The sequence below is a fragment of the Kribbella monticola genome (genome assembly GCF_003261635.1).
GTDB lineage: Bacteria > Actinomycetota > Actinomycetes > Propionibacteriales > Kribbellaceae > Kribbella > Kribbella monticola.
The window spans coordinates 148771-174513 of sequence record NZ_QFXK01000092.1; the positions used below are offsets into that span (position 1 = coordinate 148771).

Below are 25743 nucleotides of genomic sequence, written 5' to 3' on the forward strand. Positions count from 1 at the left end.
ATGGAAATTATGTCAAGGGGTCGGCGCGAATCACCTGCCGCCGGCCGGGCCGGCGGCCCGTCGCCCCGAGGCACCCGCGATTCCGGCCGGCGAGAGCTCGGCGCCGTCGTACAGGCGGGACTCGACCTGTTCGAGGGCGAGCCGGACGGCGCCGAGCGCCACCCCCTCGTCGCCGAAGGTCGAGACCCTGATCTCGGGCGTCCGCAGGCACCAGCGGTCCAGCTCGGCGCGCAGCGGCTGGAGGACGAGATCCGCCGAGCGGGAGAAGCCACCGCCGATCACGAGCAACTCCGGGTCGAGGGTGAGGATCAGCGCCGAGACGCCGATCGCGATGTCGCGGGTATAGCGCCGGACCGCGCGGACGGCCGCGCGATCGCCGTCGCGGGCGGCCAGGAAGACGTCCTCGAACTCGTCCTTGTCGCCCGCCCAGGCGCGCAGCTGGTCGGGCGCCTTGAGCCAGCCGATCGCCGGCAGGGCGCCGATCTCACCCGCTGCGTTGCCGAACCCCCGGTGCAGTTTGCCGTCGATGATCAGGCCGGTACCGGTCCGTACGCCGGCCAGCAGGAACACCACGTCCTTGGCGTGCCGGGCGACGCCCCGCCACGATTCGGCCAGCGCGGCCACTTTGCTGTCGTTCTCCACCCGGGCCGGTGCTCCGACCAGCTTGCGGAGATGGGCGGCCAGATCGACGCCGGTCCACTCGGCCAGCGAATCGGACAGCATCACCTTCCCCGTTCCGTCGACCAGGCCGGTCGTGGCGACGCCGGTCGACCAGATCTGCCCGGCGGTCACGTCGGCGCCGGTGAGTGCCGCGGCCACGCAGGTGTCCAGCGCGGCGAGGCGTTCCTTGCGGCCGAGTTGGGGAGTCACCGGCACGCTGGTGGAGTGCTGGACCGCACCGTCGAGATCGGTGACCAGCGCGCGGATCGAGTGCCCGCCGATGTCGACGCCGAGCACTCGTCCCGCATCGGCGCGGAACCGGTAGCGCCGGGCCGGCCGGCCGACGGTACCGGCGGTCGGCTCGGCCTCGGCGACCCAGCCGCGCTCGATCAGCTCCCGGGCGACGTCCTCGGTCGACGCCCGGGACAGGCCGGTTCGCTTGGCCAGCTCGGTCAGCGTCAGCGGTTTGTCGTCACGCAGCGCGCGCAGGACCGCCTGTGCGTTGAGCTGCCGCAGCCTCGACAGGTCGCCGCCGCTCGGCTCCTCGGTCATCGTCCGCCCCTTGAGGTTCGTCGTCTTTGGTGTCAATAATGATGGACTCCTTAATAATTCGGAGAAAGGAATCCATGACAACCGTGACTCTAGCCCTGGTCGGCGGCGGCCTGCGGGGACAGCTCTACGCCCGTGGCGCGGTCGGCTCCGGAGCTGCCCGGGTGACCGCGATCGCCGAGCCGGATCCGGGCCGCCGATCGGCACTCGGCACCGAGTTCGGCGTACCGCCCGAACACCTGTACGCCGACTGGGCCGAGCTCGCGGACGCCGGCCGGCTGGCCGATGCGGCGATCATCGCCACCCAGGACCAGTTGCACCGCGATCCCGCCGTCCGGCTGGCGGATCTCGGCTATCACCTGCTGCTGGAGAAGCCGATGGCGACGACCGAGGACGATGCCGCCGCGATCGCGAGCGCGGCCGAACGCAACGGGATCATCCTGGCGGTCTGCCATGTGCTGAGGTACACCCCGTACACGCGGATGGTGAAGGAGTTGCTCGGGTCCGGCCGGATCGGGCGGCTGGTGAACGTGCAGCACCTGGAGCCGGTCGGCTGGTGGCATCAGGCACATTCGTTCGTCCGTGGGCACTGGCGGCGCGCGGACACCTCGGCGCCGATGCTGCTCACCAAGGCCTGTCACGACCTCGACTGGCTCGTTCATCTGTTCGGCGCGGCGCCGGCGCGGGTCAGCTCGTTCGGCAGCCTGACCCATTTCCGCGCCTCCGAGCGACCGGCCGGAGCTGCGGCGCGCTGTGTCGACTGTCCGTTGGAGTCGAGCTGCCCATACTCGGCCAAGCGTCTCTATCTCGGTTGTCTGGCCGATTCCGATCAGCATTTCTGGCCGCTGGGCGCGGTGACCGATGAGCGCACCGAGGCCGGCGTACTCGAGGCGCTCCGGACCGGGCCGTACGGGAGATGCGTGTATGCCTGCGACAACGACGTCGTCGATCATCAGGTGGTGAACCTGGAGTTCGCGGACGGTGCCACCTGCTCGTTCACGATGAGCGCGTTCACCCCGATGGAGCATCGCCGGACCAGATTGCTCGGTACGCACGGCTTCCTGGACGGCGACGGCAGCACGATCCGGCTGGTCGACTTCCGGACCGGCGAGGAGGAGCTCCTCGCCGTACCGGAGGCCGACGGTGACGGCCACGGCGGCGGCGACCAGGAACTCACGGCCGCCTTCCTGCGAGCAGTCGAGTCGGGCGATCCGACCCTGCTACCCACCGACGCTGCCACCAGCCTTGCAACGCACCGAGTCGTCTGGGCCGCCGAAGAGGCCCGGACGACCGGCACTGTCGTTTCGCTTTAACTGCAGAGCGCGGTGTCGAGGGACTTCGCTACTCGTTTGGCGTCCTCGATCGTGGTGGGCATGGCGGTGACCGCCACGGCTGCCTCGCGGCCGTCGGTGGTGACGGCGTTGCGGGTCTCGAAGCCGAAGATGTCGCCACCGTGACCCCACGCCGTACCGCCGCAGGAGAGCTTGAGCTGGGCGATGCCCAGGCCGTACCTCGAACCGCTGACGACGTCGAAGTCCGGTGCGTCCACGGTGGTCAGCATCTCCTTGAGTTGCGCGGGCTTCAGGAGCTTGCCATCGATGAGTGCGGTGAAGAAGCGGTTCAGGTCGGCGGGTGTGCTGATCATCTGGCCCGCGGACCAGCCGAGGGACGGATCGAGTTCGGTGACGTCGGTTTCCTTGCCGTTCGGCGTGGTCTTGTAGTAGCCGTGCGGGTGCGGGCCCAGGATGCGCTGGTCACCCAAGGACGGCCAGTAGGTGTCGCGAAGGCCCGCGCGGTTGATCACGCGCCGGGTGATCTCCTCGCCGATCGGACGGCCGGTGACCTTCTGGGCGATCAGACCGGCCAGGATGTAGTTGGTGTTGCTGTACTCCCAGCTCGTGCCGGGTGGGAAGGAAGCCTTCCTCCGCAGCGCGACGTCGACTATCTCGCGCGGTTCCCAGTAGGTGTGCTGCAGCGGCAGGAAGTCGACCAGGATGTCGTCGTAGTCCGGGATGCCGCTGGTGTGCTGCAGCAACTGCCGGACGGTGATGTGACGGCCGTCGATGCCGTCTCCCCGGACCATGCCCGGAAGGTACTTCTCGATCGGGGTGTCGAGGCCGATCTTTCCTTCGCCGACCAGCTGCAAGATGACGGTCGAGGTGAAGGGCTTGGTGTTGCTGCCGATCCGGACGCGGCTGCCGGGCGCGATCCGCGCACCCGTCGTACGGTCTGCAACGCCTGCCGTGTAGGTGCGGACGTGGCCGGATCGATCCCGGACGGTGGCGATGGCGCCGGGGAAACTGTTGCCCTGGACAAGCTTGTTCAGATTGTCCTGGACGGCGTTGTGCGGTCGGCTGGTCGCGGCTTCGGCCGCCGGCGCAGCTGAGGTGAGGGTTGCTGCGCCGGCGAGACCGGTGAGCGACGCGACAGCGGTGACCGCCACCGCGAACCGCCTGCCGGACAAGCCGATGCGGTGCTTGAGATCTGGGCGGGAGGGCTCAGTCATGACTGCTCCTTGAGGGACGTTGTGGTTGGTCCCAACGCTAGGAACGCAGCGGCCGCCGAACCATCCAGCTGCCGGGCGGATCGGAGTACAGCAGGCTCTACCTTTGCCGTGCCGGATCGGGGGCTTGTACTGTGAGTCGCCGTGACCGAACTGCGCGATTCGCGACCGGCGCCACGCGTTCCTGCGTGGCTTGCTCTCCTCGTCCTCGTCGCGGCCTTGGTGGCTGCGGCAACGCTCGACGGGGGCGCGGCGTCGACTGCTGCGGCCGTGGTCGCCGTGGTAGCGGGCTGGCTGGCTGTCGCCGGAATGGCACGACGCTGGACGATCGGCCCCTGGGGCGCACTCGCGGGAGGCTCGGCAGTAGCCGGGATCTTGTTGGTGCGCGATCCCGGCTACCGGCTCCCCGGCGTATTGCTGCTCGTCGTCGGGCTCGTCGGTCTTCCCATCCTGCTCGCGATCGCCCGGGTCAAGCGGTACGCCGACCGGATCCCCGAGCCCGGCCGGAGCACCGACAGTTCGGACCTGCTCGGCGGCGGTAACGTCGAACCGGGCACGGGTCCCTTCGACTGAGTCTCAGAACGAGATCCGGCGGGTGGAGCTGACCTTCACGGTGAGGCTCTGGGTGGTCGCGTCCCAGGACCAGTCGCCGCTGCCGCTGACTGTGGCAGGTGCCGTCGGTACGCCGAGGAACTTGACCGTCCACTCCCGTGCGCTCACCTGACCTGGGAATCGGCCTTGTGCGGGACCGAGGGTCAGAGTGTGCTTGCCGTGATTCTCGGTGTAGGTGAGCTTCGTCTTCGCGCTCTGCGCCTTGTTCGTCGTCGAGCCGTTGTCCTCGTAGAGCGTGAACGTTCCGCTGGCGCCGGTCGCGACGGTTACCGTTGCCTTGGTCAACGGGTTCTGTACGTCGTTCGCCACGTTCGCAGTGCGTGTCGTCATGATGCCGCCGGCCCGGAGGAACACCGGCATGGTGTCGAGGCCTGTCGTGATTTGCTGGGTCGTTCCACCGGCGTACGTCTTGCCGGTGAAGTAGTCCGTCCACTGGCCGGGCGGAAACCAGACGGTGGTGGTCGCCGTAGTCCCCGGCGTCGTCACCGGAGCGACCAGGAGATCCGGCCCGTAGAAGTACTCGCTCCCGGCGGCCGTGTATGCCGTCGGCTCCTCCGGATATTCCAGGTACGTCGGTCGGACCACCGGTACGCCGGTCGTCGCCGCCTGCTGGGCGAGCGTGTAGGTGTAGGGCACCAGATTCTCGCGCAGGTTGAGGAATCGGGTCGCCGAAGCTGCCGCCGCGGGCCCGTACTGCCAGGGCAGCCGGTCGCTGTGATTGCTGTGCAGCCGGTCGATCGGCTGGAACGTCCCGAGCTGGACCCAGCGCGCATACATGTCGTCGGGCAGCTTGGCCGTACGACGCTGTTGCCCGCCGGACGTGTAGATCTCACTGCCGGGCAGGCCGGTGGTGTCGTTGTGGCCGCCGATGTCGTGGCTGATCGCGGACATGCCGGTCGCCGCCGATTCGGCCGGAGTCACGCCGACCTCCATCGCCAGCGTGCCCCATGTCGACGAGGTGTCACCGGTGAAGTGCAAGGTACTGCGCTTGTCCGCCCACGGACCGGTCGCCAGACCGATCGGGCCACCGTAGCCACCGGCCTGCAAGGACCCGTAGGCGCGTGAGATGACGAACCCGCGGCCGATCGCGGGCGCGGCGAGATCGGCGTACTGCTGGTTGATCCACGCATCCGGGGTGACGCCGGCCAGGCTGGAACGAGAGCTGTCGCAACACCAGTCGAGCCACCAGAAGTCGTTGCCCTGTCGCATCATCTCGCCGTGCAGGTCGAGGTAGGCCTTGAGCTGGTCCGGATCGCCCCAGTCGAAGACGTAGCAGTCGGTGCCGCAGCCGGACTTGGTCAGCTTCCCCTTCGCGGTGGCCTGTGCCTGGGCGAACTGTGGGTCGGAGCCCATGATGCTCGGATGAATGTTGAGGTTGTTGTGCAGGCCCTGTGACTTCGACCAGGCGAAGAAGCCGGCCGGGTCGGGGAACTTCGTCCGGTCGAACTCCCAGCCGTTCCAGGTGTCCGGCGCCTTGAAGTCGGTGTCGGTGACGAGCACGTCCAGCGGTACGCCGTTCGAGCGGAACTTCGGCAGGATGGTGTCGCGGTAGTCGGCGGCGGTGCGATCGAAGTACTCGGAGTACCAGACGCCGTACGCCCAGCGGGGGAGCAGTTGCGGCGGTCCGGTCAGCGTCGCCAGGTCGCCGAGGCCCGTCTTGTAGTCATGGCCGAATGCGAAGAGGTAGCCGTCCTGGTACGGGTTCGCGCCGTGCGCCGGTCGCTGCGTTGTCCTGCGGCTCCCGGTGTCGTAGAGCGCCGAGGTCGTGTCGTCGAGGAGGTACCAGCCGTCTCGATGCAGAAGTCCCTCGGTGGTGGACGGCGTGCCGTTGTCGCCGTTCACACCGTCCAGCCCGCGACGGTACCCGCCGAGGGCGAGGTGCGGTCGCGGAGCCGGTACGCCGGTCGCGGTGACCGCGAGCGAGTCGAGGTTCACGTGGCAACTCGACGTACCGGGGCAGGCGAGGACGATCTCGTTCGTGCCCACACTGAGATCGACGGGGACCGAGGTTGTGCTCCAGGTGTCCCAGTCGGTGGTCGCGGGGAAGGACGCCGTACGGGTCACGCCGGCTGCCGTGACGGTGGCGGTCCGGGTCTCGTGCTTGCCGTCGCCCCCGGTGCCGTTGGCGTAGCGGAAGGAGAGTTGATAGGTGCCGTCCGCGGGAACGCCGACGACGCGCTGGGTGAGGCTCGACCCGTCGTTGAGCTCGGCGATGAAGCCGCGTCCGGCGTACGCCGGGTGGTCGCTCGCCAACCTGGCCGAGCCACCGGGGAGACCTGCCTCGGCCTCGCAGCTGACGCCGAACGCGCAGTCGCCGTACGCGCGGGCGCTCGCAGGCGGATAGCCGGAGCCGGGCTCGAGTACCGCGAAGCTGTCGACGTTGACGTTCCCGGAGTCGGCGGCGGATCGGCTGAGCCGTACGACGTGATGCCCGGCGCCGAGCGTGATCGGAGCCGACGCGAGCGCCCACGAATCCCAGCCGTCGGTCGGGGCGAAGGTCAGCGTGGTCGGTGGGCCGCCGTCGACGGACAGACTGAGCGTCCGTACTTCGTGTTTGCCGTCGCCGCCGGTGCCATTGGCATACCGGGCGGTGAGTGTGTAGGTGCCTGCTTCTGCGGCGCTTATATCTGCAGAGACTTGGGCGCCGGTGGTTTCGAACCCGGCGAGGAAGCCGCCGCCGGTGTAGCCGTTGTGGTCGGTCGCGGTACCGAGGCCGTCGGCGGTGAGGTCCTCGGCTTCGCAGAGCGCGCCGACCGGGCAGGTCAGGCGATGCCAGGGCGAGGCGGCGACTACGGCGTTCCCGGCGTTGAGGTGGAGACCGAGGTTGCCGGCGTCGAACGGACCTGAGCCGAGCCGGTACGTCAGGGTTGTCGCGCTGGTCCGGATGGTCAGCACGCCGCCGGAGGTCGTCGAGGTGAAAGGCGTTGCAGGGAAGGCGTTGCGGCCGACGGCGTTGAACGTCGGCGCATCTTGGAACCGGCCGTCACCGGCGTACTCCGTCCGGATCAGCGTCGGGGAAAGCACCTGGAACCGGGCGTTGCCGGCGACGATCGTTCGGCTTGCCGCCGTGACGGTGGCCGTGGGGGTGTCGGTGGCGGCCGCGGTGGTGGATGCGGCGGGTAGGGCGACTGTGCTCGCGGCGATCGCGCAGGCGGCGAGGGCGAGGGGGCAGAGGCGGCGGAAGGTGGTCGCTGTTCTCGTCCGCACGATGGAACTCCGTTCCTGGAGGAGGAAATCTACAGCGTTGTAAATCTGATGCAGCGGAATGTGACCACACTGGAGCAGAGCGTGTCCAGAGGTCGTCGCGCTGTTTGCCGACCGGTGGCTCGGATGTGTCACCTGAGCCGCCCGGTGCGGGTTGCCGGGCCGGGCGCGGAGTTGTTCGGTATCGCGTGGAGTGCTCGGTATCGTTGGTGGTCCGGTGCCGCGGCGACGAGAGGCGTGAGTGAGTAAGGGCTGGTGGTGGGTCGCGATCGGGGCCGTTGTGGTCGCGGCGTGGGCTGCCCGCGGGGACGACTCACCGAAGACGCCGACCACTCCCACGGCTGCCGGTACGCCGACTGCCGCGAACCCGAGTGCCACACCGACGCCTGGTGCCACGGTGAAGCCTGGTGACACGGTGAAGCCGAGTGGCACACCGAAGCCGGGTGGTCCGTCCGAGTCGACGGTTACGCCGGAGCCGAGTGGTGAGGCTTCCGGGGACTGGTTCGTGAACTACGATCCGGCGCATTTCGCCGTCCAGGTTCGCGGGTCGGCGGCTCGGGCCGGAGTGAGCGCTCAGTTGCTGATGGCGATCCTCTACAACGAGGACTACAAGCCGCACAACCCGGAGCTCGAACGCTCCTGGCAACACTTCAAACCCGATGCGGCGTTCGGGATCGCCAACATGCACCGGGCCGCCTTCGAGGAGGTCAGGCGCGGCCGTTCCTTCGCCGGCCGGCGTTGGGACGAGTTGCCCGATCATCCGGAGCTGGCGATCGAGGCGGCTGCCTGGCATCTGCACGACCTGGCTGCCCGGTTGCCGCGCCGTACGGGCGGGAAGTTCGGCCGGGACGAATTGCTTGCCCTCGGCTACAACACGGGCGCGCGGAACATGCACGCCTTCGCGGCGGGCGCCAAGCCGGGCGCTCAGGCCCAGTCCTACCTCGACAAACTGCACGAGAACTGGACGAAGGCCGGGAACGCCGTCAGGAGTTGACCTTCACCGGCGTGGGGCGAGATGGGCGCGTTCTCCTTGCGCGCCGAACAAGGTGAGCAACTCGGCCGGCTGGTTACCCGCGCTGCTGATCGCGTGCGGCAATCGGGTGTCGAACTCGGCCGCTTCACCGGCCTCGAGGAGCAGGTCCTGGTCGCCGAGGATGAGGCGAACCTGCCCGTTGAGGACGTAGAACCACTCGTACCCGTCGTGGGTCTGGAGCTTGATCGAGCGTTCGCGGTTCGCGGGCGGGTAGATCACCTTGTAGGCCTGGATCCCGCCGGGCCGCCTGGTCAGCGGTATCACGGTCAGCCCGAATCGCCGGACGGGCCGCAGGTGGATGCGGGGATCCCCGGTCAGGGGGGCTTGAACGAGGTCGTCCAGCGGTACCGCGTGCGCGCGGGCGAGCGGGAGCAGTTGTTCCAGCGTGGGACGGAGTTTCCCGGTTTCGAGCCGGGACAAGGTACTCGCCGTCAGGCCTGTTTCGGCGGCAAGGCCGGCAAGCGTCACCCCTCGGCTCCGGCGAAGGGCCCGCAGCCGTGGTCCCACGCCGGCGAGAACGTCTTCTTGAGTTGCCATGGTGCCCATGATTGCGGATCCGCAATTTTCCTTGCACGACGGATCACCTGCGGTCCACGCTGGCGGCGGAGGTGACAGCTGATGGTCACGAAGACTGCCAGGGCTCGCCGGGCGGACACGGGTCCGCCGCGAACCGATGGCGACGAATCGACGGTCCTGTTGGCATTTCTCGACTACCTCAGGGATGCGATCGTCGAGAAGGCTGCCGGAGCGCCTGAACCGCAGGTCCGGACCGCTGGAGTTGCCTCGGGCACCAATGTGCTCGGGCTGGTCAAACACCTGACGGCTGTCGAGCGGTTCTACTTCCTGGGCGAGGACGTCAGCAGTTGGGCTGCGACGATGCGGCCGGTCCCGACCGACACGGTGGAGACCGTCGTCACGGCGTACCGCGAAGCCGTCAACCGGTCGAACGAGGTCATCAAGAGTTACACCGACCTGACCCAGCCCGCACCCCGGACTCCTCGGAAGGGCGAGCCGCCGTCGATGAGATGGCTTCTCATCCACCTCATCGAGGAGACCGGCCGCCATGCGGGCCACGCCGACATCCTGCGCGAACAGATCGACGGCGCCACCGGCCGTTAGCGGGCGATGGCTTGCTGGAGAAGAGGGACGAGGGGGACCAGCCGGTCGGGGAAGGCGTCCGCGAGGCCGTCGACGTGGTTGCCGTTGGCGATCCGGCGGTAGATGTGCAGGTTGGAGCGGCCTGCGCGGCGGACGAGTTCGGCGTACACGTCGGAGTCCTGCGAGATCGGTAGCAGGCTGTCGAGGGTGCCGTGGATGGTGGTCAGGGGGCGCCCGATGCGGCCGGTCAGGGCGATTCGGCGTACGGCCTGGTGGGCGGCAGGGCGACTCGCGTAGTCGTACGCCGCCTCGCTGCCGGTGTACGTCGGATCGAGCTCGGCCGCATAGATCCGTTGGGTCAGCTTCCAGTAGACCGTATAGTGATAGTCCCAGAGGAAGTCCGAGCGCGGATCGAAGCCCGCTGCGGCGATCCGGGCCGGAGATTGTTGCTCGTAGCCCCTGATTGCGGGCGGGAGAAAGGTCAGCAGGTTGGGGCTGTCGGCTGTCCACAAGGTGCCTTCCAGATCGACGCCGCGGGTGTACAGCTCGGGGTGGTTCTCCAGTTGCCAGCGGACCAGGTAGCCGCCGTTGGAGATGCCGGCGGCAATCACCTCGCGCGGCGGCCGGTGGTAGTGCTGGGCGACGACTGCCCGGGCGGCGCGGGTGAGCTGGGTGGTCCGCTGGTTCCACTCGACGATCGCGTCACCCGGCTTGACCCCATCGGTGAAGAAGTTCGCGCCGGTGTTGCCTTTGTCCGTCGCCGCGAACGCATAGCCCTTGGCCAGCACGTAGTCGGAGATCGCGCGATCGTTCGCGTACTGCGCCCGTACCCCGGGCGAGCCGCTCACCACCAGACCACCGTTCCAGTTGGCAGGCAGCCGCAGTACGAACTGCGAGTCGTGGTTCCACCCATGGTTCGCGTTGGTGTGCGAGGTGTCGGGAAAGTACCCGTCGATCTGAACGCCAGGCACTCCCGACTGCTGAGGCAGCCCCGCATGCGTCAGCCCCGCGAAGTCGGCCGGATTCGTATGCCCCGAAGCCACGGTGCCAGCAGTCGTCAGATCCGCGAGACAAGCAACTTCCTGATACTCCGCGCCAGGCACCGCAACCCCGGAGCACCGTCCGGCCACGGCAGGCGGTGCAAGGCCCGCGATCAGCAAACAAGTCGTCACGGCGAGGGGTAGTGCATGGCGGCGGCGCATAGTGAGTCCTCCCGGTCGGCTACGCCAGACACGCTAAAAGGCCGCCGCCGTACGAACAGCGTGGTCGGGGCACACAACCGGCTCCCCAAGGATGTGGTCTCAGACCGGTCGGCTGTCGGCGGGTTGTTTGAGGAGGGTGAGGGCGATGGCGGGGAAGACCAGGACGGAGACGAGGCCGGCGCAGGTCAAGGCGGCGGCGGTGACGGGGGACATCAGGCCGGTCGTGACGCCGATCTGGGTCGCGGTCACGATGAACGGCAAAGAGGTTGCCTGGAGCAACGCTACCGCCGCGGTGGAGTGCGGGCCGAGCGCCCGGACCGACAGGTACGCCGGTACGCCGCGGGCCACCAAGAGCGCCAGAAGGAACAGCGGGACCCGAAGCAGTGCGGCCGGATCGGCCAGCAGACCGCCGAGGTCGAGGCGTAGTCCGCTGGTGACGAAGAACACCGGGATGAGGAAGCCGTAGCCCAGCGCCGCGAGCTTCACCCGGAACTGCGGGTGCGAGCTGGAGTCGCGATCGACCAGCCCCACGACGGCACCGGCCAGAAACGCCCCGAGGATGGTCTCCAGGCCGAACTGCTCGGCCAGCGCGACGAAGGCGACGAGGAGCACCACCGCGGCCCGAACCCTGATCTCGGCCGTGGTGTCCTGCAACCTCACCAAGGTGGCTCCGATCCGTCGCGAGCGGGCCGCGGTCGACACCACCAACCCCGCGGTCGCTACCAGCAGGGCGAACAGCGCCACCATCACCAGCCGCTCGCCCGCGCTGCCGCCTTCGGCGGAGAAGAGCAGTGACAGCACCAGCACAGCGGCGAAGTCAGCGATCGAGGCGGCCGCGATGGTCGACTGCCCGACTTCGCCGTCGACCTGGCCGGCGTCCTTGAGCACCGGAACGACCAGGCCGAGCGAGGTCGCGGACAAGGTGACCGCGAGCAGGTACGGGCTGTGCACCCAGCCGGCCGCGGCGAAACCGGCGCCGGCGAGACCGCCCAGCACCAGCGTGATCAGGTAGCCGAGCAGGGCCAGCCGCAGTACTGGGCCGCGCAGCCGGTGGACGTCGATCTCCAGGCCGGCCAGGAAGAGCAGGAATCCGAGACCGAGCAGCGAGACGATCTGCACCGGCAGGTCGATGTCGACGAGGCCGAGGCCGTGCGGTCCCAACACGATGCCCGCGACGATCTCGAGGACCACGGCCGGGATCCGCAGTCTTGGTGCGAGCCCCAGCAGCAGCGGCGCCAGCAGCGCGACCAGGACGACGGCGAAGAGGTTGGTGAACTGGACATCCGGCATTGCGGCCCCTCGTGAAGCAGCAGGCGCGCAGGTACTAGCTGTCGCGCGGGAAGTTGCGGAAGGCATCGAGCAGCCGGTCGCGGGTCTCCTCGGAGAGGCTTTCCGCGCGGAGTCGGCCCACTTCGTCGATGCTGCGGCGGATCTGGTCGAGATAGATCTCGCAGCCCTCGCAGATCGCCAGGTGCTCGACGAATCGTCGTTCGGTCTCGCTGTCCAGGGTTCCTTCGAGGAAGGCGGTGACGAGTTCGACCAGCTGTGCACACGTCATGAGGCGCCGCCCGTCGTCGCCGCGTAGTACTGCTCCAGGTGGCTGCGGACGGCTGCGCGGGCGCGGTGCAGGAGGACGCGCTGGTTGGCGGTCGAGATCTCCAGCAGGCTGCAGACCTCGTCCGCGCTCTGGCCGTCGATGTCGCGCAGGGTGAGGACGACCCGCTGCCGGGCCGGGAGTCCCTCCAGGGCAGCGGCCACGACACCTCGCACCTCCCTGGCGAGCACCTCGCTCTCGGTGCTCGGCCAGATCTTCGGAAACGTCAGCCACCCATCGGGGTACGGATCCTCCGGGCCGCGGAAGCGGCTCTGGTCGACTGTCGGTCCGTCGTCGGTGCTCAGGCTCGCCCACGGCACTGTGCGCTGCTCGCGGACGCCGCGCTTGCGTGCGGTGTTGACCAGGATCCGGTAGACCCACGTCTTCAGCGACGACCGGCCCTCGAACCTGCCGATGCCCTGGAACACAGCCAGCCAGGTGTCCTGGACGACCTCCTCCGCACTGGCGGCCGTCGACACGAAGCTGCGCGCGAGCCGCAGCATCGAGGCGGACCAGCCGTCCAGCAGCCGCGCGAAAACCTCCTCGTCGCCGGCTCGGAGTGCGGCGAGGAGGACCTCGTCCGGCGGCAGGGGTGTGACCACAACTCGAAGGTAGTGGACAAACCCCGCGCTGGAAGGCGTTCGGCTCATTACCCCTGCCTTACCGGTACCGCGGGTCAGCGGTACTCCGGGTTCTCGAAGTCGAAGCGGCAGCCCGCGTCCCACTCCGACCGCTGGTTCCCGTACGCCGGGATGCCGCCCGCGTCCTTGAGCATCCGGGCCAGGTGCAGCAGGTTCCAGGTCATGAAGGTGGTGTTGCGGTTGGTGAAGTCGTTCTCGGGTCCACCGGAACCTTCGTCGAGGTACGACGGTCCCGGGCCGGCCTCGCCGATCCAGCCGGCATCGGCCTGTGGCGGAACGGTGTAGCCGAGATGCTGCAGGCTGTAGAGGATGTTCATCGCGCAGTGCTTGACGCCGTCCTCGTTGCCGGTGATCAGGCACCCGCCGACGCGTCCGTAGTACGCGTACTGGCCCGCGGAGTTGAGGATCGAGGAGTTGCCGTACAGCCGCTCGATCACCTGCTTGGTGACGGAGCTGTTGTCGCCGAGCCAGATCGGGCCGGCGATGACGAGGATGTCGGCCGCCATCACCTTCTCCTGGATCGCCGGCCATGCGTCCACTTCCCAGCCGTGCTCGGTCATGTCGGGCCAGACGCCGGTGGCGATGTCGTGGTCGATCGCGCGGATCACCTCGACCCCGACCCCGTGCTTCTCCATGATCTTGCGACTCACCTCGACCAGACCTTCGGTGTTGCTCGGCTCGGGTGAACGCTTCAGGGTGCAGTTGACGAACAGCGCGCGCAAGTCGTCGTATCGGGTGTCGGTCATTGCGGTTTTCTCCTTGTGGGTCAGGGGATTCACAGCAGTTCGGCGTCCTGCTCGATGCAGAGCAGGACCGGGCCGTCGGTCGCGAACAGTTCGGTCATCGCCGCCTCGAGGTCTTCGCGGCGGTCGACCCGCAGGCCGGTCGCGCCGCAGAGACGGGCGTACTGCGCCCAGTCGGGGTTGACGAGTGAGGTGTGCCAGACGGGATAGTCGGCGGCCAGTTGCTCCTTGCTGATCTTGCCGAGCGCGTTGTTGTTCAGCAGCACGTGCTTGATGCCGATGCCGTACTTGACCGCGGTGGTCAGCTCGGCGGCGTACTGACCGAAGCCGCCGTCGCCGGTGACCGCGACGATCGGCCGGCCGGGTGCTGCCGCCCAGGCGCCCAGCGCGGCCGGATAGCCGAAGCCGATCGAGCCGAGGTAGCCGGACATCAACACCGGTTGACCTTTCGACTCCAGATACCGGCCGAGTGAGTAAGCATGGTTGCCGACGTCAACAGTCACGACAGCCTCAGCGGGCAGGTGCCGGGAGAGTACGTCGAAGACGGCGGCCGCCGAGACACCGCGACCGCGGTCGTCGTTCGCCCGGCGCGCCTTCTCCGCCCGCCAGATCGCCCAGCGCTCGGCGACATCGGGACGTTGATCCGTGGCCTTCGTCTCCGGCAGCCGATCGATGAGGGCGGTGAGGCTGAGTGCCGCGTCGCCGAGTACGTCCACCGTGACGGCGTCGAACCGGCCGATCGCGGCGTGGTCGTCGTCGAGCTGCACGATCTGCTTGTACGCCGCGATGCCGGTGTGATTGGAGAACGAGGCGCCGACGACGACGAGCAGATCGGACTCGTTCATCAGCCAGCTGGCCACCGGCGTACCGCTGCGGCCGAGGACTCCGGCGCCGAGCGGATGCGTGTCCGGTACGAGTCCCTTGGCCTTGAAGGTGGTCAGGACCGGGGAGTTGAGGTGCTCGGCGAGCCGGCGTACTTCGGCTTCCGCACCGCGGGCGCCGTGGCCGACGATAATCACCGGTCTGCGGGCGTCACGGATCAGCATGGCGGCGCGGGTCAACGCGTCCTCGTCCGGACGGATCCGGCGGGCCGACAGTCGTCCGCGAGGCGTTGCCGCGGGGGAGTCCGAGGGCAGTACCTGGACCTCGTCCGGCAGCACCAGATGAGCGACACCCCGGCCGTCGATCGCGTGCTTGACGGCCAGACCGGCCAGTTCGGCGTGGTCGCTGCCGGCCTGGATCGCGGTGCTCGAGACGGCGACGTCCTTGAAGACCGCGGTGAGATCGAGGTCCTGGAACGCGCCGCGACCGAGCACCTTGGACGGGACCTGGCCGGAGACGGCGAGAACGGGGGAGCCGTCGAGCTTGGCGTCGTACAGGCCGGTCAGCAGGTTGGTGGAACCAGGGCCGGCGATCGCGAAGCAGGCGGCGGGACGGCCGGTGAGCTTGCCGTAGGCGCCGGCCGCGAAGGCCGCGGCACCCTCGTGCCGGATGCCGATATAGGTGAGTTCACCCCGCTCCTCCGCGCGCCGCATCGCCTCGGCGAACCCGAGATTGGAATGCCCGACCATCCCGAAGACATGACTGATGCCGTGGGCAACCAACGTCTCGACCAGCACGTCCGACACCGTCCGCACCGCCTCCGGTACGCCGGGAAGCCGGACGTAGACCCCATCGGCTCGTTCGTCGACGGGATAGGCGGTCACCCCGTCGGAGAACCCCTCCGGGGGTTGCCCGGTGATCGGGTCGTAGTCGTACCCGTGCCACGGGCAGCGCAGCAGACCCTTCTCGATCGAGCCCTCCCCGAGCGGCCCGCCCTGGTGTGGACAGTGGTTGTCCAGTGCTCCCAGCCGGGCCCCGCAGCGCGCCAGAGCGACGCTCCGGCCGTCCACGATCACACTGCGAACCCGGCCGTCCTCCGGTACGTCGACGGGTTCGACCCGATGCCATCCGTCCCCGGCCATGTAACGCCTCCCCACCTCGGCGACACGAACGTGTCTGAAGGGTCAGTGCCGTCAGGGCGCCTGGCGTTACACGAGGAGACTGGGAACCATGGACGAGCAGAAACTGGTGAGCACGCGGCGAGCGCTGCACGGCGTGGCCGAGCTGATCCTGGCCGGTCCGCAGCACCGCCTGGGCGGCGGGATCCGGCTGCGCGTCGTACCGGGCGGGTTCGCGACCGTCGCCGCGCCGGACTTCCGCGTGGACGGCGACCTGCTCGTCGTACCGGGTGGGTCGATCGAGCTCTCCGGCGGGACCTTTGCCGAGCGTGCGAAGCAGGCCGGCGTCGAGGCGAGCCGGCTGGACGAGGTCTATTCCGGCGGCCCGAAGATCGACCCGGACTCGGCGATCGACCTCGACCCAGCCGCTGCCCGCCTCATCGCCGACGCCTTCGCCCGCGGTGACGCCGCCCTCCGCGCGCTCGACCCCGATGCCACTCCGGTCCTGTGGCCTGAGCATTTCGATGTCGGCATCACGCTCGACGAGGTCAACTACGGCGTCTCACCCGGCGATGACACGATCCCGGAGCCGTATGCGTACGTCGGCCCGTGGGCCGCGCGTACCGGCACCTTCTGGAACGCCTCCTTCGGTGCTACCCGGATGATGACCGACCTTCCCGACTCGGAAGCTGTGCTCGCCTTCTTCCGCGCGGGTCAACAGCAGGCAGGCGTCGTCTAGGCCGACACCAGTGGGGCCTCAGTCGAGGATCCAGTGTGGACTCTCGGCGGGACCAGGGTCGTAGGTGCAGGTGAGGCCGGTGTGGATGGTCGTTCGCAGATGGTGAGCGAGGGGTTCGTCGCTGCCGGCGATCCGGTCGATGGCGGCGGTGATGGCCTTCTTCACGGCGACCCTGGCGCGTTCCTGGCTGGAGCCGGTGGTGCGGGGGCGTCCGTGCAGACCGGTGGCTCGCGCGAGTTCGTCCAGCAGCGCTTGACGTTCCAGCCGTACGGCGGCCTGCCTCTCGAGATCCGACCAGTCGTCGGCTTCGGCGAGTTCGTGGTCGAGGTCCCGCAGGCGTTGCCGGTACGCCTGGAGCGCCTGCTGGTCGAGGATCTCGCCGAGTCCCGATTCGACGGCGGCCTCGGCGCCGACCAGGTCGAGGGCCCCGATCGGGTGGCGCGGCCGGCGCAGCAGTTGGCTGAGGTAGCCGAAGCCGCGGAGTTCGCGCAGCGGGGTGGCGGCGCCGTCGCGGCCGATCAGCCACAGACCGTCGGTGGTCGGCCGGAACTGGACCCGATCGTTGTCCTGGGCAACTGGTTCGTCCGCGAGCGGCCAGGCGGCGAGCCGGTCCCGCCACCATCCGGCGCCGAGTCGCTCGTAGGTCGCCAGGGCGCGGGCGCGGAGCCGGCCGGCCGTGGCTGGATCACCGAGCACTGCTGCCGCGCGGGCCAGCGTGTCGTCGGTGACCCCGTGGAACATCACCGCGCCGGCGTTGAAGACCGCTCGGTCCTGATAGGGGGTGAGAAGCTGAGCGGCTCTGCCGACCAGGTCGCGATCCGAGACGGCCAAGGCTGCCTCGAGAACGCATTGCAGCGTCAGCAGCCAGTTCACGTCGCGGGGGAGGTCGTCGAGCGTGCTGCCGTGAAAGGTGTGGACGAGGGCACGAGTCCGGTTCTGGTCGCCGGTGCGTGCCCAGAGAAAGGCGGCCTCGGCACAAAGCACGGTGATGCCTTCCGACCGGGCCAGAGCCTCGGCGGTCTCGGCTCCCGCAGTGCAGGTCTCGATGTCGCCTGCCTGCGCGGCGGCGTAGGCGGTCATCGCCGCCAGCACCAGCCAGGCATCGGCAAGTCCTGCCTGGTCCGCTGCCTCGGTGGCGATCGCGGTGAGCCGGCTGGTGGTGCCGGTACGGCCCTGCAACAGGTCGAGCATGAGCCGGCGCGACGCCGCGAAGAAGCGCGCGCGAGCCGACTCCTCGCCCAGCCGTTCGAGCGCCCGGAGCTGCCGGTAAATCGCTTGCAGGTCGAGGCTTTCGCAGGCGACCTGCAGCCCCCACAGATGCGCCTGCAGGCGAGCATCCGGATCGAGGACATGAGCCGCCACGTCGTCGAGCCGTTGGGTGAGCGACCGGCGTACGGCGAGATCGTCGGGACCCCAGTGGGCTGCGAGCGCGGCATCGAGACAGTCAGCGATCAACTCTGGAGCACCCGTCCGCTCGGCGCACGCCACTGCCTCGGTCGCGAACTGACCTGCCCGGCCGGCCTCACCGGCGTACACCCAGCAGCGAGTGAGTGCGGCCGCCAGCCGCGCCCGTGTGCTGTCATCGGTCGTGCGGACCAGTACGTCGTACAGCTGAGCCGGCAACTTTCCGGGTTCGGCGCCGAACAGCTGAACACCGGCTGCTCCGAGCACCGCCTCCGTCCAGCCTGGAAGGTCGTCCGCAGCGCGGCTGCGGGTCGCCGCCTCGTCGTACAGGCTCGCGGCGGAGTCTCCTCGACCGGCCGCGCGGGCAGCGTCGGCACGGTCGAGGAGGTCGCGGACCGTCGACGAGGTGACCATCGAATTCATCGTAGGTTTCTCGCTGCCCTGCGAGGGGTGTTCAGGGCCTGATCAGCCGTACGGCGGCCGCGTGCTCGCGCTGTTTGGCCTCGTCCCAGTCGCCGGTGCAGTAGACCGACAGCTCCGAGATCTGGGCGCCGGTCAGGTCCGCCCGGATCATCTCGCGGCTGTACCACTGCTGGCCCTGCTGCTCCCAGCGTTCCTCGAACTCGATGGTGAACCCGCGGTCGGTCGGGTCGACGCGGGTCACCCGTACCTGCCCGGGCGCCGGGTGGCCCGCGAGCCGGATCGCCACGAGTTCGTCCGGCGTGGTGGCCTGCACCCGCCACTGCGGCAGGGTGAGATCGATGAACACGTCCGGGGTGAACAGCCCGTCCGGTGCGACGCCGGTTTCCAGGAACCGGATCAATTTCGCCACGGCAGTCGCCGCGCCGGCCGGAGTACCGGCCTCTTGGGTGGTCATCGCCCTCGTGTCGCTGATGCTGGACATGTCGTCCTCCTTCGGAAGGGTTCGAACTGACACCCTTCAGGCGTGACGACCGGCGGCACATCGTGACGCCGGCCGTCACCGCGACCAGCTCAGACGGCCAGGCGGCCGCCGTCGATGGGGAGGACTGCGCCGTGGACCATGGCGGCGGCGTCCGAGGCGAGGAAGACGATGCCGGCGGCGATCTCGGCGGCCGTGGCTACCCGGTTGAGGGGTGCGGTGGCGGCCAGGTTGTCGAGGTTGTGGCCCATCGGTGTGGTGCCTTCGGTGCGCGTCGGGCCGGGGCTCACCGTGTTCACCCGTACGCCGGACGGCCCGAACTCCGCTGCCCACGACCTGGTCAGCAGCTGCAGGGCCGCCTTGCTCGACCCGTACAAGGCCATGCCGGCCATGCCGAAGGTGGCGACCATCGTGGTCACGTTGACGATCGCCCCGTGGCCCCGCTCGGCCATCCGCGGCGCGAGTTCGGTCGGTAGCTCTGGAGTAGATGCTCCGATCCTGCGGATCGAAAAATGGAGTATCAACTCCAAAATTCTGTGTACGCTCGAACCATGGCGACGGACGGGTTGACCCGCAAAGGACAGGCGACGCGCGACCGGATCGTGCAGGCCGCCTCCCAGCTGATGCTCGAGCAGGGCGTTGCCCGGACGACGATCGAGGACATCCAGGCTGCTGCCGGTGTCAGTCCGTCGCAGCTCTACCACTACTTCCCGGGCAAGGACGCGCTGGTTCTCGCCGTGGTCGATCACCAGGCCGGCCAGGTGATGGGGGTCCAGCACCAGGGCCTCAACGGGTTGGACGACTTCGAAGGTCTCGGCAACTGGCGGGATCTGATGATCGGCATCCTGGCCAAGGTGCAGTGTGTCGGCGGTTGCCCGCTCGGATCGCTCGCGAGCGACCTGTCCGAGGCCGATCCGGTGGCGAGGGTCCAGCTCGCCAACGCTTTCGAGTCGTGGGAAGCCCTGCTGCGCAACGGTTTGGAGCGGATGCGGGATCGCGGTGAGCTCGCCGAGCACGCCGATCCTGGCGAGCTGGCGGTCGCCCTGCTGGCCGCAGTACAGGGCGGTCTGCTGCTCAGTCAGATCCGGCGTGACCCCGCGCCGCTCCGGGTCGCTGTCAACACCATGATCGAGCACCTCCGCAGCCTCAGTTCCGCCGGTGGCGTGCGATGACACCCGGCCGCGAGGTGCAGGTTCGGCTCTTCGAAGGGGATCGCGAGGTGCTGCGGCCGCTGTTCCGGGAGGCGGACGATTCCGAGCAGGGGATCGATGCGTACCTGCCGCTCGGTGACATCTTCGTGGCCGAGGAGAGCGGTGAGGTCGTCGGGCAGCTGCAGTTGGTCGGCGAGGGCGAAGAGGTCGAGCTGAAGAGCATGGCGGTGGCCGAGGAGCGGCGTGGCGGAGGCGTCGGCCGCATGCTCGTGGCGGCCGCGCTGCGGAGCTGCCGGGAGCGCGGCGTACGGCGGATCACGGTGTCCACCGCCGCGGCGGACACCGGCAATCTTCGGTTCTATCAGCGGCAGGGATTTCGGATGCTGAGCATCGAGCGGGACGTCTTCGGGCCGGAGGCGGGCTATCCCGACGGCATCGTCATCGACGGGATTCCGCTGCGGGACCGGGTCTGGCTGGACCAGGAGCTCTGAGCGCGACACGGTGTCATCAAGATGACGACAGAGGACTTGTCATCGGATCGATGACGGGGTATAAAACTGCTGCGTGTTGACACCGACAAGTCGAATCGTCTGGAGGTGGAACGATGTTGATGCGCACTGACCCGTTCCGTGAGTTCGACCGGCTGGCCCAGCTGATGACCGGCGGCACGGCCGCCGGCACCTGGTCCAAGCCGAACCCGATGCCGATGGACGCCTACCGGTCGGGCGACGAGTTCGTCGTGGTCTTCGATCTGCCGGGTGTGCCGGCCGAGGCCATCGACCTGGACGTCGAGCGGAACGTGTTGACGGTGAAGGCCGAGCGCCGGCCGGCCGCGGTGGCCGAGGGCGTGGAGATGCAGGTCGCCGAGCGCCCGCTGGGCGTCTTCTCCCGGCAATTGTTCCTGGGCGACACCCTGGACGCGGACCGGATCGAGGCGGCGTACGACAACGGCGTACTGACCGTGAAGATCCCCGTCGCCGCGCAGGCGAAACCCCGCAAGATCAGTATCGGCGGCGCGTCGTCGGAGCAGCAGCAGATCGACGCCTGAGCCGAAGCCGCGCTGCCTGCGGCCACTCCGACCCCGAGGACCTGGACATGGCTGAGACCGCGAACCCGAACCAGTTGGACGAGACCGGCCCCGAGACCGGCGCCGAGCCGGACGTGAGCGAAGCCGTGGCGTTTCTCGTCGGCGTACTGGCCGGCCTCGACGACAAGGACCCGGCCGAGGTGCTCGATGCGCTCGTCCGGCTCCGCGAGGTCCGGGATCAGCTCAGCCAGTGGGAGCCCCGGCTGATCGACGCCGCGCGAGCCGGCGGGGTCAGCTGGGCCCAGCTCGCGCCGGCGCTCGGCGTGGCCAGCAGGCAGGCGGCCGAGCGTCGCTATCTCAGGATCAGCCCGAATGCCGCCGATCCGACGATGAACGGCGAGCAGCGGGTCCAGGCCGCGCGGGAGCAGCGGGCCAGCGATCGCGCGGTCGCCAGCTGGGCCAGGGAGAACGCGGCGGACCTGCGCCGGCTGGCCGGGCAGGTGGCCTCGCTGGCCGATCTGGACCGGTCGGCGCAGGCCAGCGTGGACCGGGTCCATGACGCCTTGGGCCAGAACGACTCCGCCGCGCTGCTCGGCCCGCTCGCGGCGGCCGGCGTACAGCTCACCCGTGATCACCCGGCCTTGGCGGACCGCATCTCGGACATCGGCGCCCGGACTCTCGCGGTACGAGAGGCGGGCCGGCGCCGGGCGGGTCAGGAACCGGCCGAGCAGACCAAGCAGGAGGGAAAGCGATGAAGTTGTTGTTCGAATGCCGTCCGGTCGAACACCTGGAGGCCAGTGTCGACTACTACCGCACTCTCGGCCTCGACCCGGTGGGCTGGCCCGATGACGACACCGCCCTCCTGGCGCCCCGCCGCGGCGACGCGACCATCGTGCTGGTCCGCGACCCTGCCGAAGCCGCACTCGGCTGCGGTGGTGTGTACGACGTCGGTGATGTCGACGCCTTCTTCGACGCGCATGCCGACCTGGATTGGCTGATAGCACCGATCAACAGTTCGCTGGGCCGGTACGCCGTGTTCGCCGACCGCACCGGCACCTGCATCCGACTGCTCGATCCCGATCCGCATCTGGGCACCGCGGCCGGGCGCGCGACCTCCCTCTACGCGATCGCCGGCTGACCGCACGGCCGCGACAACCTGTTCGCTGCCTGGCGATCGGAACGAACTGACCGCGACGAACTGACAGGCCTGTTTGCCTTGGGGTACAGGCCCCTCAGATTTCGGCGGTGGTACGGAAGTGTGCCACTTCATTCCTCTCGTTCCAGTCGCGAGGCACAGTTGTCGCGGCCCTCGCTGTTCCCGGCGGGCCACCCGCAGATTCCCCGAGCCGTCCCCGCAGATCGCGCGGACCGGCCGTTGTCTCGCGACGTCAACTACAGCTCCTGAAGGGAGTAGTTGCATGTCGCCCACGACGAACCACCATGCGGATATCGACAGTCCGCCCACCGAAGGTGTCACCAGCACAGCCCGGGACGAAGCCGGCCAGCTGAAGGAGACCTCGGCCGATGCTGCCCGCCAGGTCGCGGAATCCGTGAAGGAGAAGGCGTCGTACGTGACGTCCGATGCCCGCGAGCAGACCCGGCGCCTGGCGAGTCAGACGCGCGACGAACTGGTCGGCCAGGCCGGCCAGCAGAAGCAGCGGGCGGCCGACAGCCTCCGTTCGGTGGGCGACGAGCTCCGCGGAATGGCCCAGCACGGCCAGTCCGGACTCGGCGCGCAGTTGGCGCACCACGGTGCCGACTTCAGCCACCAGGCGGCGGACTTCCTGCAGAACCACGAGCCCGGTGAACTGCTCGACGAGGTCCGCGGCTTCGCACGCCGCAAGCCGGGCACCTTCCTCCTGGTGGCCGCGGCGGCCGGTGTCGTCGCAGGCCGGCTGACGCGTGCACTGGCAGCGGGTAGCCCCGACACGCAGAACGACTTCAGCTCGTCGGGCAGGCCGGCTTCGCCGAACGGCCTGAGCTCACCCGGCCAGCAGGGCAGTGACTATCTCGTCCCGCCGCCGGCCGCTCCGATGGGCGCCGCGCCGGTCGGTACGACGACCCCGCCTCCTCCGATGCCGACTCAGCCGGCCGGTGAGACGATGCCTCCTCCGATGCCCACCCCGGTAGCGCCCGACCCGGACCCGGGGGCTCCCGTGACGCCCCGCTTCGGGCCGGGACAGGTGCAGTGACATGACCGTCGACGGACTGCCACCCGGCAGCAGCTCGCACCGGGCGTCGGTTGACGAATCGGTGGGTGAGCTGGTTTCCCAGCTCACCAACGATCTGGGCGACCTGACCCGCCAGGAGCTGGCGCTGGCCAAGGCCGAACTTCAGGTCGAGGCCAAGAAGGCCGGCAAGGGCGCCGGCCTGCTCGGCGGCGCCGCGTTCGCCGGCTGGATGGCGGCGCTGTTCGTCTCGCTGACGGTGATGTGGGCCCTGGACGAGGCGATGGATCTCATCTGGGCCGCGCTCATCGTCGCTGTCATCTGGGCGATCGTGGCCGCGGTCCTGGCGTCCAGGGGACGCAAGGAACTGCAGGAGGTCAGCCCGAAACCCGACCAGACGGTCGAATCACTCAAGGAGGACGCGAAATGGCTGAAGACCCGGAAGAGCTGAAGCGCAACATCGAGCAGACCCGGCGCAACGTGGGTCGTGACGTCGACGCCCTGACGGAGAAGGTCAGCCCCACCCGGATGGTCGAGCGGCGGGTGGAGCGAGCCCGCGGCGGCGTTCACCGATTGAAGGAGCATGTGATGGGTTCGGTGGGATCGGTCGGCGACACTGCCGGCTCGGCGGTGTCGACAGTGCAGGACGCGGGCAGCAGGGTCGGTGACGCCGTCAGTTCGGCACCCGACATGGCGCGGTCGCGGACGCGCGGTACGCCGCTGGCGGCCGGCGTGATCGCCTTCGCGGCCGGCTGGGTCGCGGCCGCCGCGATGCCGGCCTCGACCAAGGAACGCGAGCTGGCCCAGGAGACCAAGGACAAGGCGATGGAAGCCGCCGCGCCCTTGAAGGAAGAGGCCGCGCAGGTGGCCCAGGAAATGAAGGAGAATCTCCAGGAACCGGCGCAGCAGGCCGTCGAGAACGTCAAGCAGTCCGCCTCCCAGGCGGCAAGTGACGTGGCCGACGACGGACGCTCGGCGGCCCAGCAGGTGGCCGACGGGGCGAGGGACTCGGCGGACACCGTCCGTCAGGCGGGCTCGCCGAGCTGATGAACGACGGCCGACGGCACGACGTACCGGGAGTAGAGGCCGGCAAGCCGACCGAGATCCCCGCGCGCGGGTGGTGGCAGGTGACCCGGCGGGCCTGGGCCGAGGCCAAGGCCGACCAGGTCCCGCTGCTCGCCGCGGGGGTGGCCTTCTTCGGTTTCCTGTCGCTGTTCCCGGCCGTCGTCGCCGCCGTCCTGACCTACGGGCTGGTGGCCGATCCGGCTCAGATCCGTAACCAGGCAGAGGATCTGAGCGCGGCCATGCCGGCGTCGGGGCGCGATCTGCTGCTCCAGCAGATCGACGCCCTGACGTCGGCGCCGCGGCAGGGGCTGGGGATCGGCGTCGCGATCGCCGCCGCGACCGCGTTGTGGAGCGCGTCCGGTGGCGTCGGGTATCTGCTCACCGCGGTGAACCTCGCGTACGACGAGGAGGAGACCCGCGGTTTCGTCCGCCGCAAGTTGCTGGCGCTGGGGATGACGCTCGGTGCGATTGTCTTCGTTCTGCTGGCGATCGCCTTGTTCGCTGCGGGTGCGGCGATCGGGAGTGATCTGGCCGCCCCGCTGCGCGTCGTACTGGAGGTGGTTCGGCTGCTGCTTGCCGTCCTGCTGATCACCGTGGCCCTGGCTGTCGTCTACCGGCTGGGGCCGTCCCGGGATGCGCCGCGGATTCGCTGGGTGTCGGTCGGAGCCGCCGTCGCGACGGTGATCTGGCTGGTCGCCTCGATCGGTTTCTCGATCTACGTCGAGACGTTCGGCAACTATGCCAAGACGTACGGCAGCCTTGCGGCCGTGGTGGTCCTGATGCTGTGGCTCTGGCTGACCGCGTACGCCGTACTGCTCGGCGCCGAGATCAACGCGGAGTCCGAGCAGCAGACGGCCCGGGACACCACCAAGGGAGAGCCGCGGCCACTCGGCGAACGCAACGCGGTCAAGGCCGATTCGCTTCCGCAGTAAGGAATACGCCCAGTAGGGATTACGCGGAGCTGGGCGACCAGCCCTGGATCGAGGTCTTGATGCCTTCGACGGCCTTTCGCAGTTCGTCGTCGATCGCTGGGTCGTCCGCGTGCTCGGTGTCCAGCCGGACGGTGAGCTGGGAGGTCCCGTCGGCGACGAAGTCGACCTCCAGTTCGCCGTGGTAGTCGGAGTCGCCCGGCGCTCCCCAGCGAAGAGTGCGGTTCTCCTCGACGACATCGATCCACGCTTCGCTGCGGACGGACTGTCCGGACGGTTCCTCGGCGGTGACTTCGACCTCGTGATGCACGGGCTCCTTGGGCCGCCGGGCCTCCGCACCCTGCGCGGTCTCCGGGAGCGGCTCGGTCTCGTGCACGCCGGTCATCCTGGGCAGGTACTTCGGCAGGTTCTGTACGTCGGAGAGGTACTCGAAGAGGATGTTCGGTGCGACATCCACCGTCGTCGACACTTCGTGATGCGCCATCGGATCCGTCCCAACTCGGCGGCGAAGACCTACTCGTCCCCGGTGCCCAGCAGCCCGGCCCGAAAACGCCGCACTAGCCCAGCCCGAAAACGCCGC

The 25743-nt window shown here is 69.0% G+C and carries 28 protein-coding genes; 14 read left to right on the forward strand and 14 right to left on the reverse strand.

What is annotated here, in order from left to right; translation table 11 throughout:
• Window positions 1-30 precede the first annotated feature (30 nt).
• Window positions 31-1212, reverse strand: a complete 1182-nt coding sequence (locus DIZ26_RS36990; RefSeq protein WP_112249231.1) for an ROK family transcriptional regulator — start codon at window positions 1210-1212, stop codon at window positions 31-33.
• Between the two features lie 74 nt (window positions 1213-1286).
• Between DIZ26_RS36990 and DIZ26_RS36995 the strand changes: the two genes are divergently transcribed.
• The gene (locus DIZ26_RS36995) at window positions 1287-2522 is read left to right on the forward strand and encodes a Gfo/Idh/MocA family protein (protein ID WP_112249232.1); all 1236 of its coding nucleotides are present in this window, start codon (window positions 1287-1289) and stop codon (window positions 2520-2522) included.
• On the opposite strand, the gene DIZ26_RS37000 is transcribed toward DIZ26_RS36995, so the two are convergent.
• Window positions 2519-3715, reverse strand: a complete 1197-nt coding sequence (locus DIZ26_RS37000; protein ID WP_112249233.1) for a serine hydrolase domain-containing protein — start codon at window positions 3713-3715, stop codon at window positions 2519-2521. The two genes, DIZ26_RS36995 and DIZ26_RS37000, sit on opposite strands and share 4 nt — an antisense overlap.
• A 141-nt stretch (window positions 3716-3856) precedes the next feature.
• Between DIZ26_RS37000 and DIZ26_RS37005 the strand changes: the two genes are divergently transcribed.
• Window positions 3857-4285, forward strand: coding sequence for a hypothetical protein (locus DIZ26_RS37005; RefSeq protein WP_112249234.1), 429 nt, complete (start codon window positions 3857-3859; stop codon window positions 4283-4285).
• Window positions 4286-4288: 3 nt separating this feature from the next.
• On the opposite strand, the gene DIZ26_RS37010 is transcribed toward DIZ26_RS37005, so the two are convergent.
• The gene (locus DIZ26_RS37010; protein WP_112249235.1) at window positions 4289-7531 is read right to left on the reverse strand and encodes a TIM-barrel domain-containing protein; all 3243 of its coding nucleotides are present in this window, start codon (window positions 7529-7531) and stop codon (window positions 4289-4291) included.
• Window positions 7532-7769: 238 nt separating this feature from the next.
• Between DIZ26_RS37010 and DIZ26_RS37015 the strand changes: the two genes are divergently transcribed.
• Window positions 7770-8522, forward strand: a complete 753-nt coding sequence (locus tag DIZ26_RS37015) for a lysozyme family protein (RefSeq protein WP_112249236.1) — start codon at window positions 7770-7772, stop codon at window positions 8520-8522.
• Window positions 8523-8525: 3 nt separating this feature from the next.
• On the opposite strand, the gene DIZ26_RS37020 is transcribed toward DIZ26_RS37015, so the two are convergent.
• Window positions 8526-9098, reverse strand: coding sequence for a helix-turn-helix domain-containing protein (locus DIZ26_RS37020; RefSeq protein ID WP_112249285.1), 573 nt, complete (start codon window positions 9096-9098; stop codon window positions 8526-8528).
• Between the two features lie 81 nt (window positions 9099-9179).
• Between DIZ26_RS37020 and DIZ26_RS37025 the strand changes: the two genes are divergently transcribed.
• Window positions 9180-9680, forward strand: coding sequence for a DinB family protein (locus DIZ26_RS37025; protein WP_112249237.1), 501 nt, complete (start codon window positions 9180-9182; stop codon window positions 9678-9680).
• Here DIZ26_RS37025 and DIZ26_RS37030 read toward each other — a convergent pair.
• The 6 genes from DIZ26_RS37030 to DIZ26_RS37055 all read right to left on the reverse strand — a co-directional run bounded on the left by DIZ26_RS37030 (window position 9677) and on the right by DIZ26_RS37055 (window position 15803).
• Window positions 9677-10630 carry a tannase/feruloyl esterase family alpha/beta hydrolase gene (locus tag DIZ26_RS37030; RefSeq protein WP_232828965.1) on the reverse strand — a complete coding sequence of 318 codons (954 nt, stop codon included), beginning with the start codon at window positions 10628-10630 and terminating at the stop codon, window positions 9677-9679. The two genes, DIZ26_RS37025 and DIZ26_RS37030, sit on opposite strands and share 4 nt — an antisense overlap.
• A gap of 330 nt (window positions 10631-10960) precedes the next feature.
• Window positions 10961-12151: a cation:proton antiporter gene (locus DIZ26_RS37035; RefSeq protein WP_112249239.1), complete on the reverse strand. Its 1191-nt coding sequence runs from the start codon at window positions 12149-12151 to the stop codon at window positions 10961-10963.
• Window positions 12152-12185: 34 nt separating this feature from the next.
• On the reverse strand, window positions 12186-12419 hold the full coding sequence (locus DIZ26_RS37040; RefSeq protein WP_112249240.1) for an anti-sigma factor family protein: 234 nt from the start codon (window positions 12417-12419) through the stop codon (window positions 12186-12188).
• Window positions 12416-13057 (reverse strand): RNA polymerase sigma factor, encoded by a 642-nt coding sequence (locus DIZ26_RS37045; RefSeq protein ID WP_232828967.1) that lies wholly within the window; start codon window positions 13055-13057, stop codon window positions 12416-12418. Before DIZ26_RS37045 ends, DIZ26_RS37040 begins: the two co-directional genes overlap by 4 nt.
• 74 nt (window positions 13058-13131) lie before the next feature.
• A complete protein-coding gene (locus tag DIZ26_RS37050; protein ID WP_112249242.1) occupies window positions 13132-13842 on the reverse strand; it encodes a flavodoxin family protein in 711 nt (236 codons plus the stop codon).
• A 29-nt stretch (window positions 13843-13871) separates the two neighbouring features.
• Complete coding sequence (locus DIZ26_RS37055; RefSeq protein ID WP_112249243.1) at window positions 13872-15803, reverse strand: thiamine pyrophosphate-binding protein; 1932 nt, start codon at window positions 15801-15803, stop codon at window positions 13872-13874.
• Between the two features lie 88 nt (window positions 15804-15891).
• On the opposite strand from DIZ26_RS37055, the gene DIZ26_RS37060 reads away from it, so the two are divergent.
• Window positions 15892-16518: a hypothetical protein gene (locus DIZ26_RS37060; RefSeq protein WP_112249244.1), complete on the forward strand. Its 627-nt coding sequence runs from the start codon at window positions 15892-15894 to the stop codon at window positions 16516-16518.
• An 18-nt stretch (window positions 16519-16536) separates the two neighbouring features.
• On the opposite strand, the gene DIZ26_RS37065 is transcribed toward DIZ26_RS37060, so the two are convergent.
• From DIZ26_RS37065 to DIZ26_RS37075, 3 genes are all read right to left on the reverse strand, one after another.
• Window positions 16537-18336: a hypothetical protein gene (locus DIZ26_RS37065; RefSeq protein ID WP_112249245.1), complete on the reverse strand. Its 1800-nt coding sequence runs from the start codon at window positions 18334-18336 to the stop codon at window positions 16537-16539.
• Window positions 18337-18376: 40 nt separating this feature from the next.
• Window positions 18377-18826: a hypothetical protein gene (locus tag DIZ26_RS37070; RefSeq protein ID WP_198676488.1), complete on the reverse strand. Its 450-nt coding sequence runs from the start codon at window positions 18824-18826 to the stop codon at window positions 18377-18379.
• Window positions 18827-18915: 89 nt separating this feature from the next.
• Window positions 18916-19347 carry an SDR family NAD(P)-dependent oxidoreductase gene (locus DIZ26_RS37075; protein WP_232828969.1) on the reverse strand — a complete coding sequence of 144 codons (432 nt, stop codon included), beginning with the start codon at window positions 19345-19347 and terminating at the stop codon, window positions 18916-18918.
• A 27-nt stretch (window positions 19348-19374) separates the two neighbouring features.
• Between DIZ26_RS37075 and DIZ26_RS37080 the strand changes: the two genes are divergently transcribed.
• From DIZ26_RS37080 to DIZ26_RS37120, 9 genes are all read left to right on the forward strand, one after another.
• On the forward strand, window positions 19375-19995 hold the full coding sequence (locus DIZ26_RS37080) for a TetR/AcrR family transcriptional regulator (protein ID WP_112249247.1): 621 nt from the start codon (window positions 19375-19377) through the stop codon (window positions 19993-19995).
• Window positions 19992-20465, forward strand: a complete 474-nt coding sequence (locus DIZ26_RS37085; protein WP_198676489.1) for a GNAT family N-acetyltransferase — start codon at window positions 19992-19994, stop codon at window positions 20463-20465. Before DIZ26_RS37080 ends, DIZ26_RS37085 begins: the two co-directional genes overlap by 4 nt.
• A gap of 113 nt (window positions 20466-20578) precedes the next feature.
• Window positions 20579-21022, forward strand: coding sequence for an Hsp20/alpha crystallin family protein (locus DIZ26_RS37090; protein ID WP_112249248.1), 444 nt, complete (start codon window positions 20579-20581; stop codon window positions 21020-21022).
• 47 nt (window positions 21023-21069) lie between these two features.
• Window positions 21070-21756 (forward strand): hypothetical protein, encoded by a 687-nt coding sequence (locus tag DIZ26_RS37095; RefSeq protein ID WP_232828971.1) that lies wholly within the window; start codon window positions 21070-21072, stop codon window positions 21754-21756.
• Window positions 21753-22139: a hypothetical protein gene (locus DIZ26_RS37100; RefSeq protein ID WP_112249249.1), complete on the forward strand. Its 387-nt coding sequence runs from the start codon at window positions 21753-21755 to the stop codon at window positions 22137-22139. The genes DIZ26_RS37095 and DIZ26_RS37100 overlap by 4 nt, the downstream gene beginning before the upstream one ends.
• A 280-nt stretch (window positions 22140-22419) precedes the next feature.
• Window positions 22420-23193 carry an ATP synthase subunit B family protein gene (locus DIZ26_RS37105; RefSeq protein ID WP_112249250.1) on the forward strand — a complete coding sequence of 258 codons (774 nt, stop codon included), beginning with the start codon at window positions 22420-22422 and terminating at the stop codon, window positions 23191-23193.
• 1 nt (window position 23194) lies between these two features.
• Window positions 23195-23620 carry a phage holin family protein gene (locus tag DIZ26_RS37110; protein WP_112249251.1) on the forward strand — a complete coding sequence of 142 codons (426 nt, stop codon included), beginning with the start codon at window positions 23195-23197 and terminating at the stop codon, window positions 23618-23620.
• Window positions 23596-24216, forward strand: a complete 621-nt coding sequence (locus DIZ26_RS37115) for a DUF3618 domain-containing protein (RefSeq protein WP_112249252.1) — start codon at window positions 23596-23598, stop codon at window positions 24214-24216. The genes DIZ26_RS37110 and DIZ26_RS37115 overlap by 25 nt, the downstream gene beginning before the upstream one ends.
• A complete protein-coding gene (locus DIZ26_RS37120) occupies window positions 24216-25166 on the forward strand; it encodes a YihY/virulence factor BrkB family protein (protein WP_112249253.1) in 951 nt (316 codons plus the stop codon). Before DIZ26_RS37115 ends, DIZ26_RS37120 begins: the two co-directional genes overlap by 1 nt.
• A 19-nt stretch (window positions 25167-25185) precedes the next feature.
• Here the strand turns inward: DIZ26_RS37120 and DIZ26_RS37125 are convergent, their stop codons facing one another.
• The gene (locus tag DIZ26_RS37125; protein WP_112249254.1) at window positions 25186-25647 is read right to left on the reverse strand and encodes an SRPBCC family protein; all 462 of its coding nucleotides are present in this window, start codon (window positions 25645-25647) and stop codon (window positions 25186-25188) included.
• Between the last annotated feature and the right edge of the window lie 96 nt (window positions 25648-25743).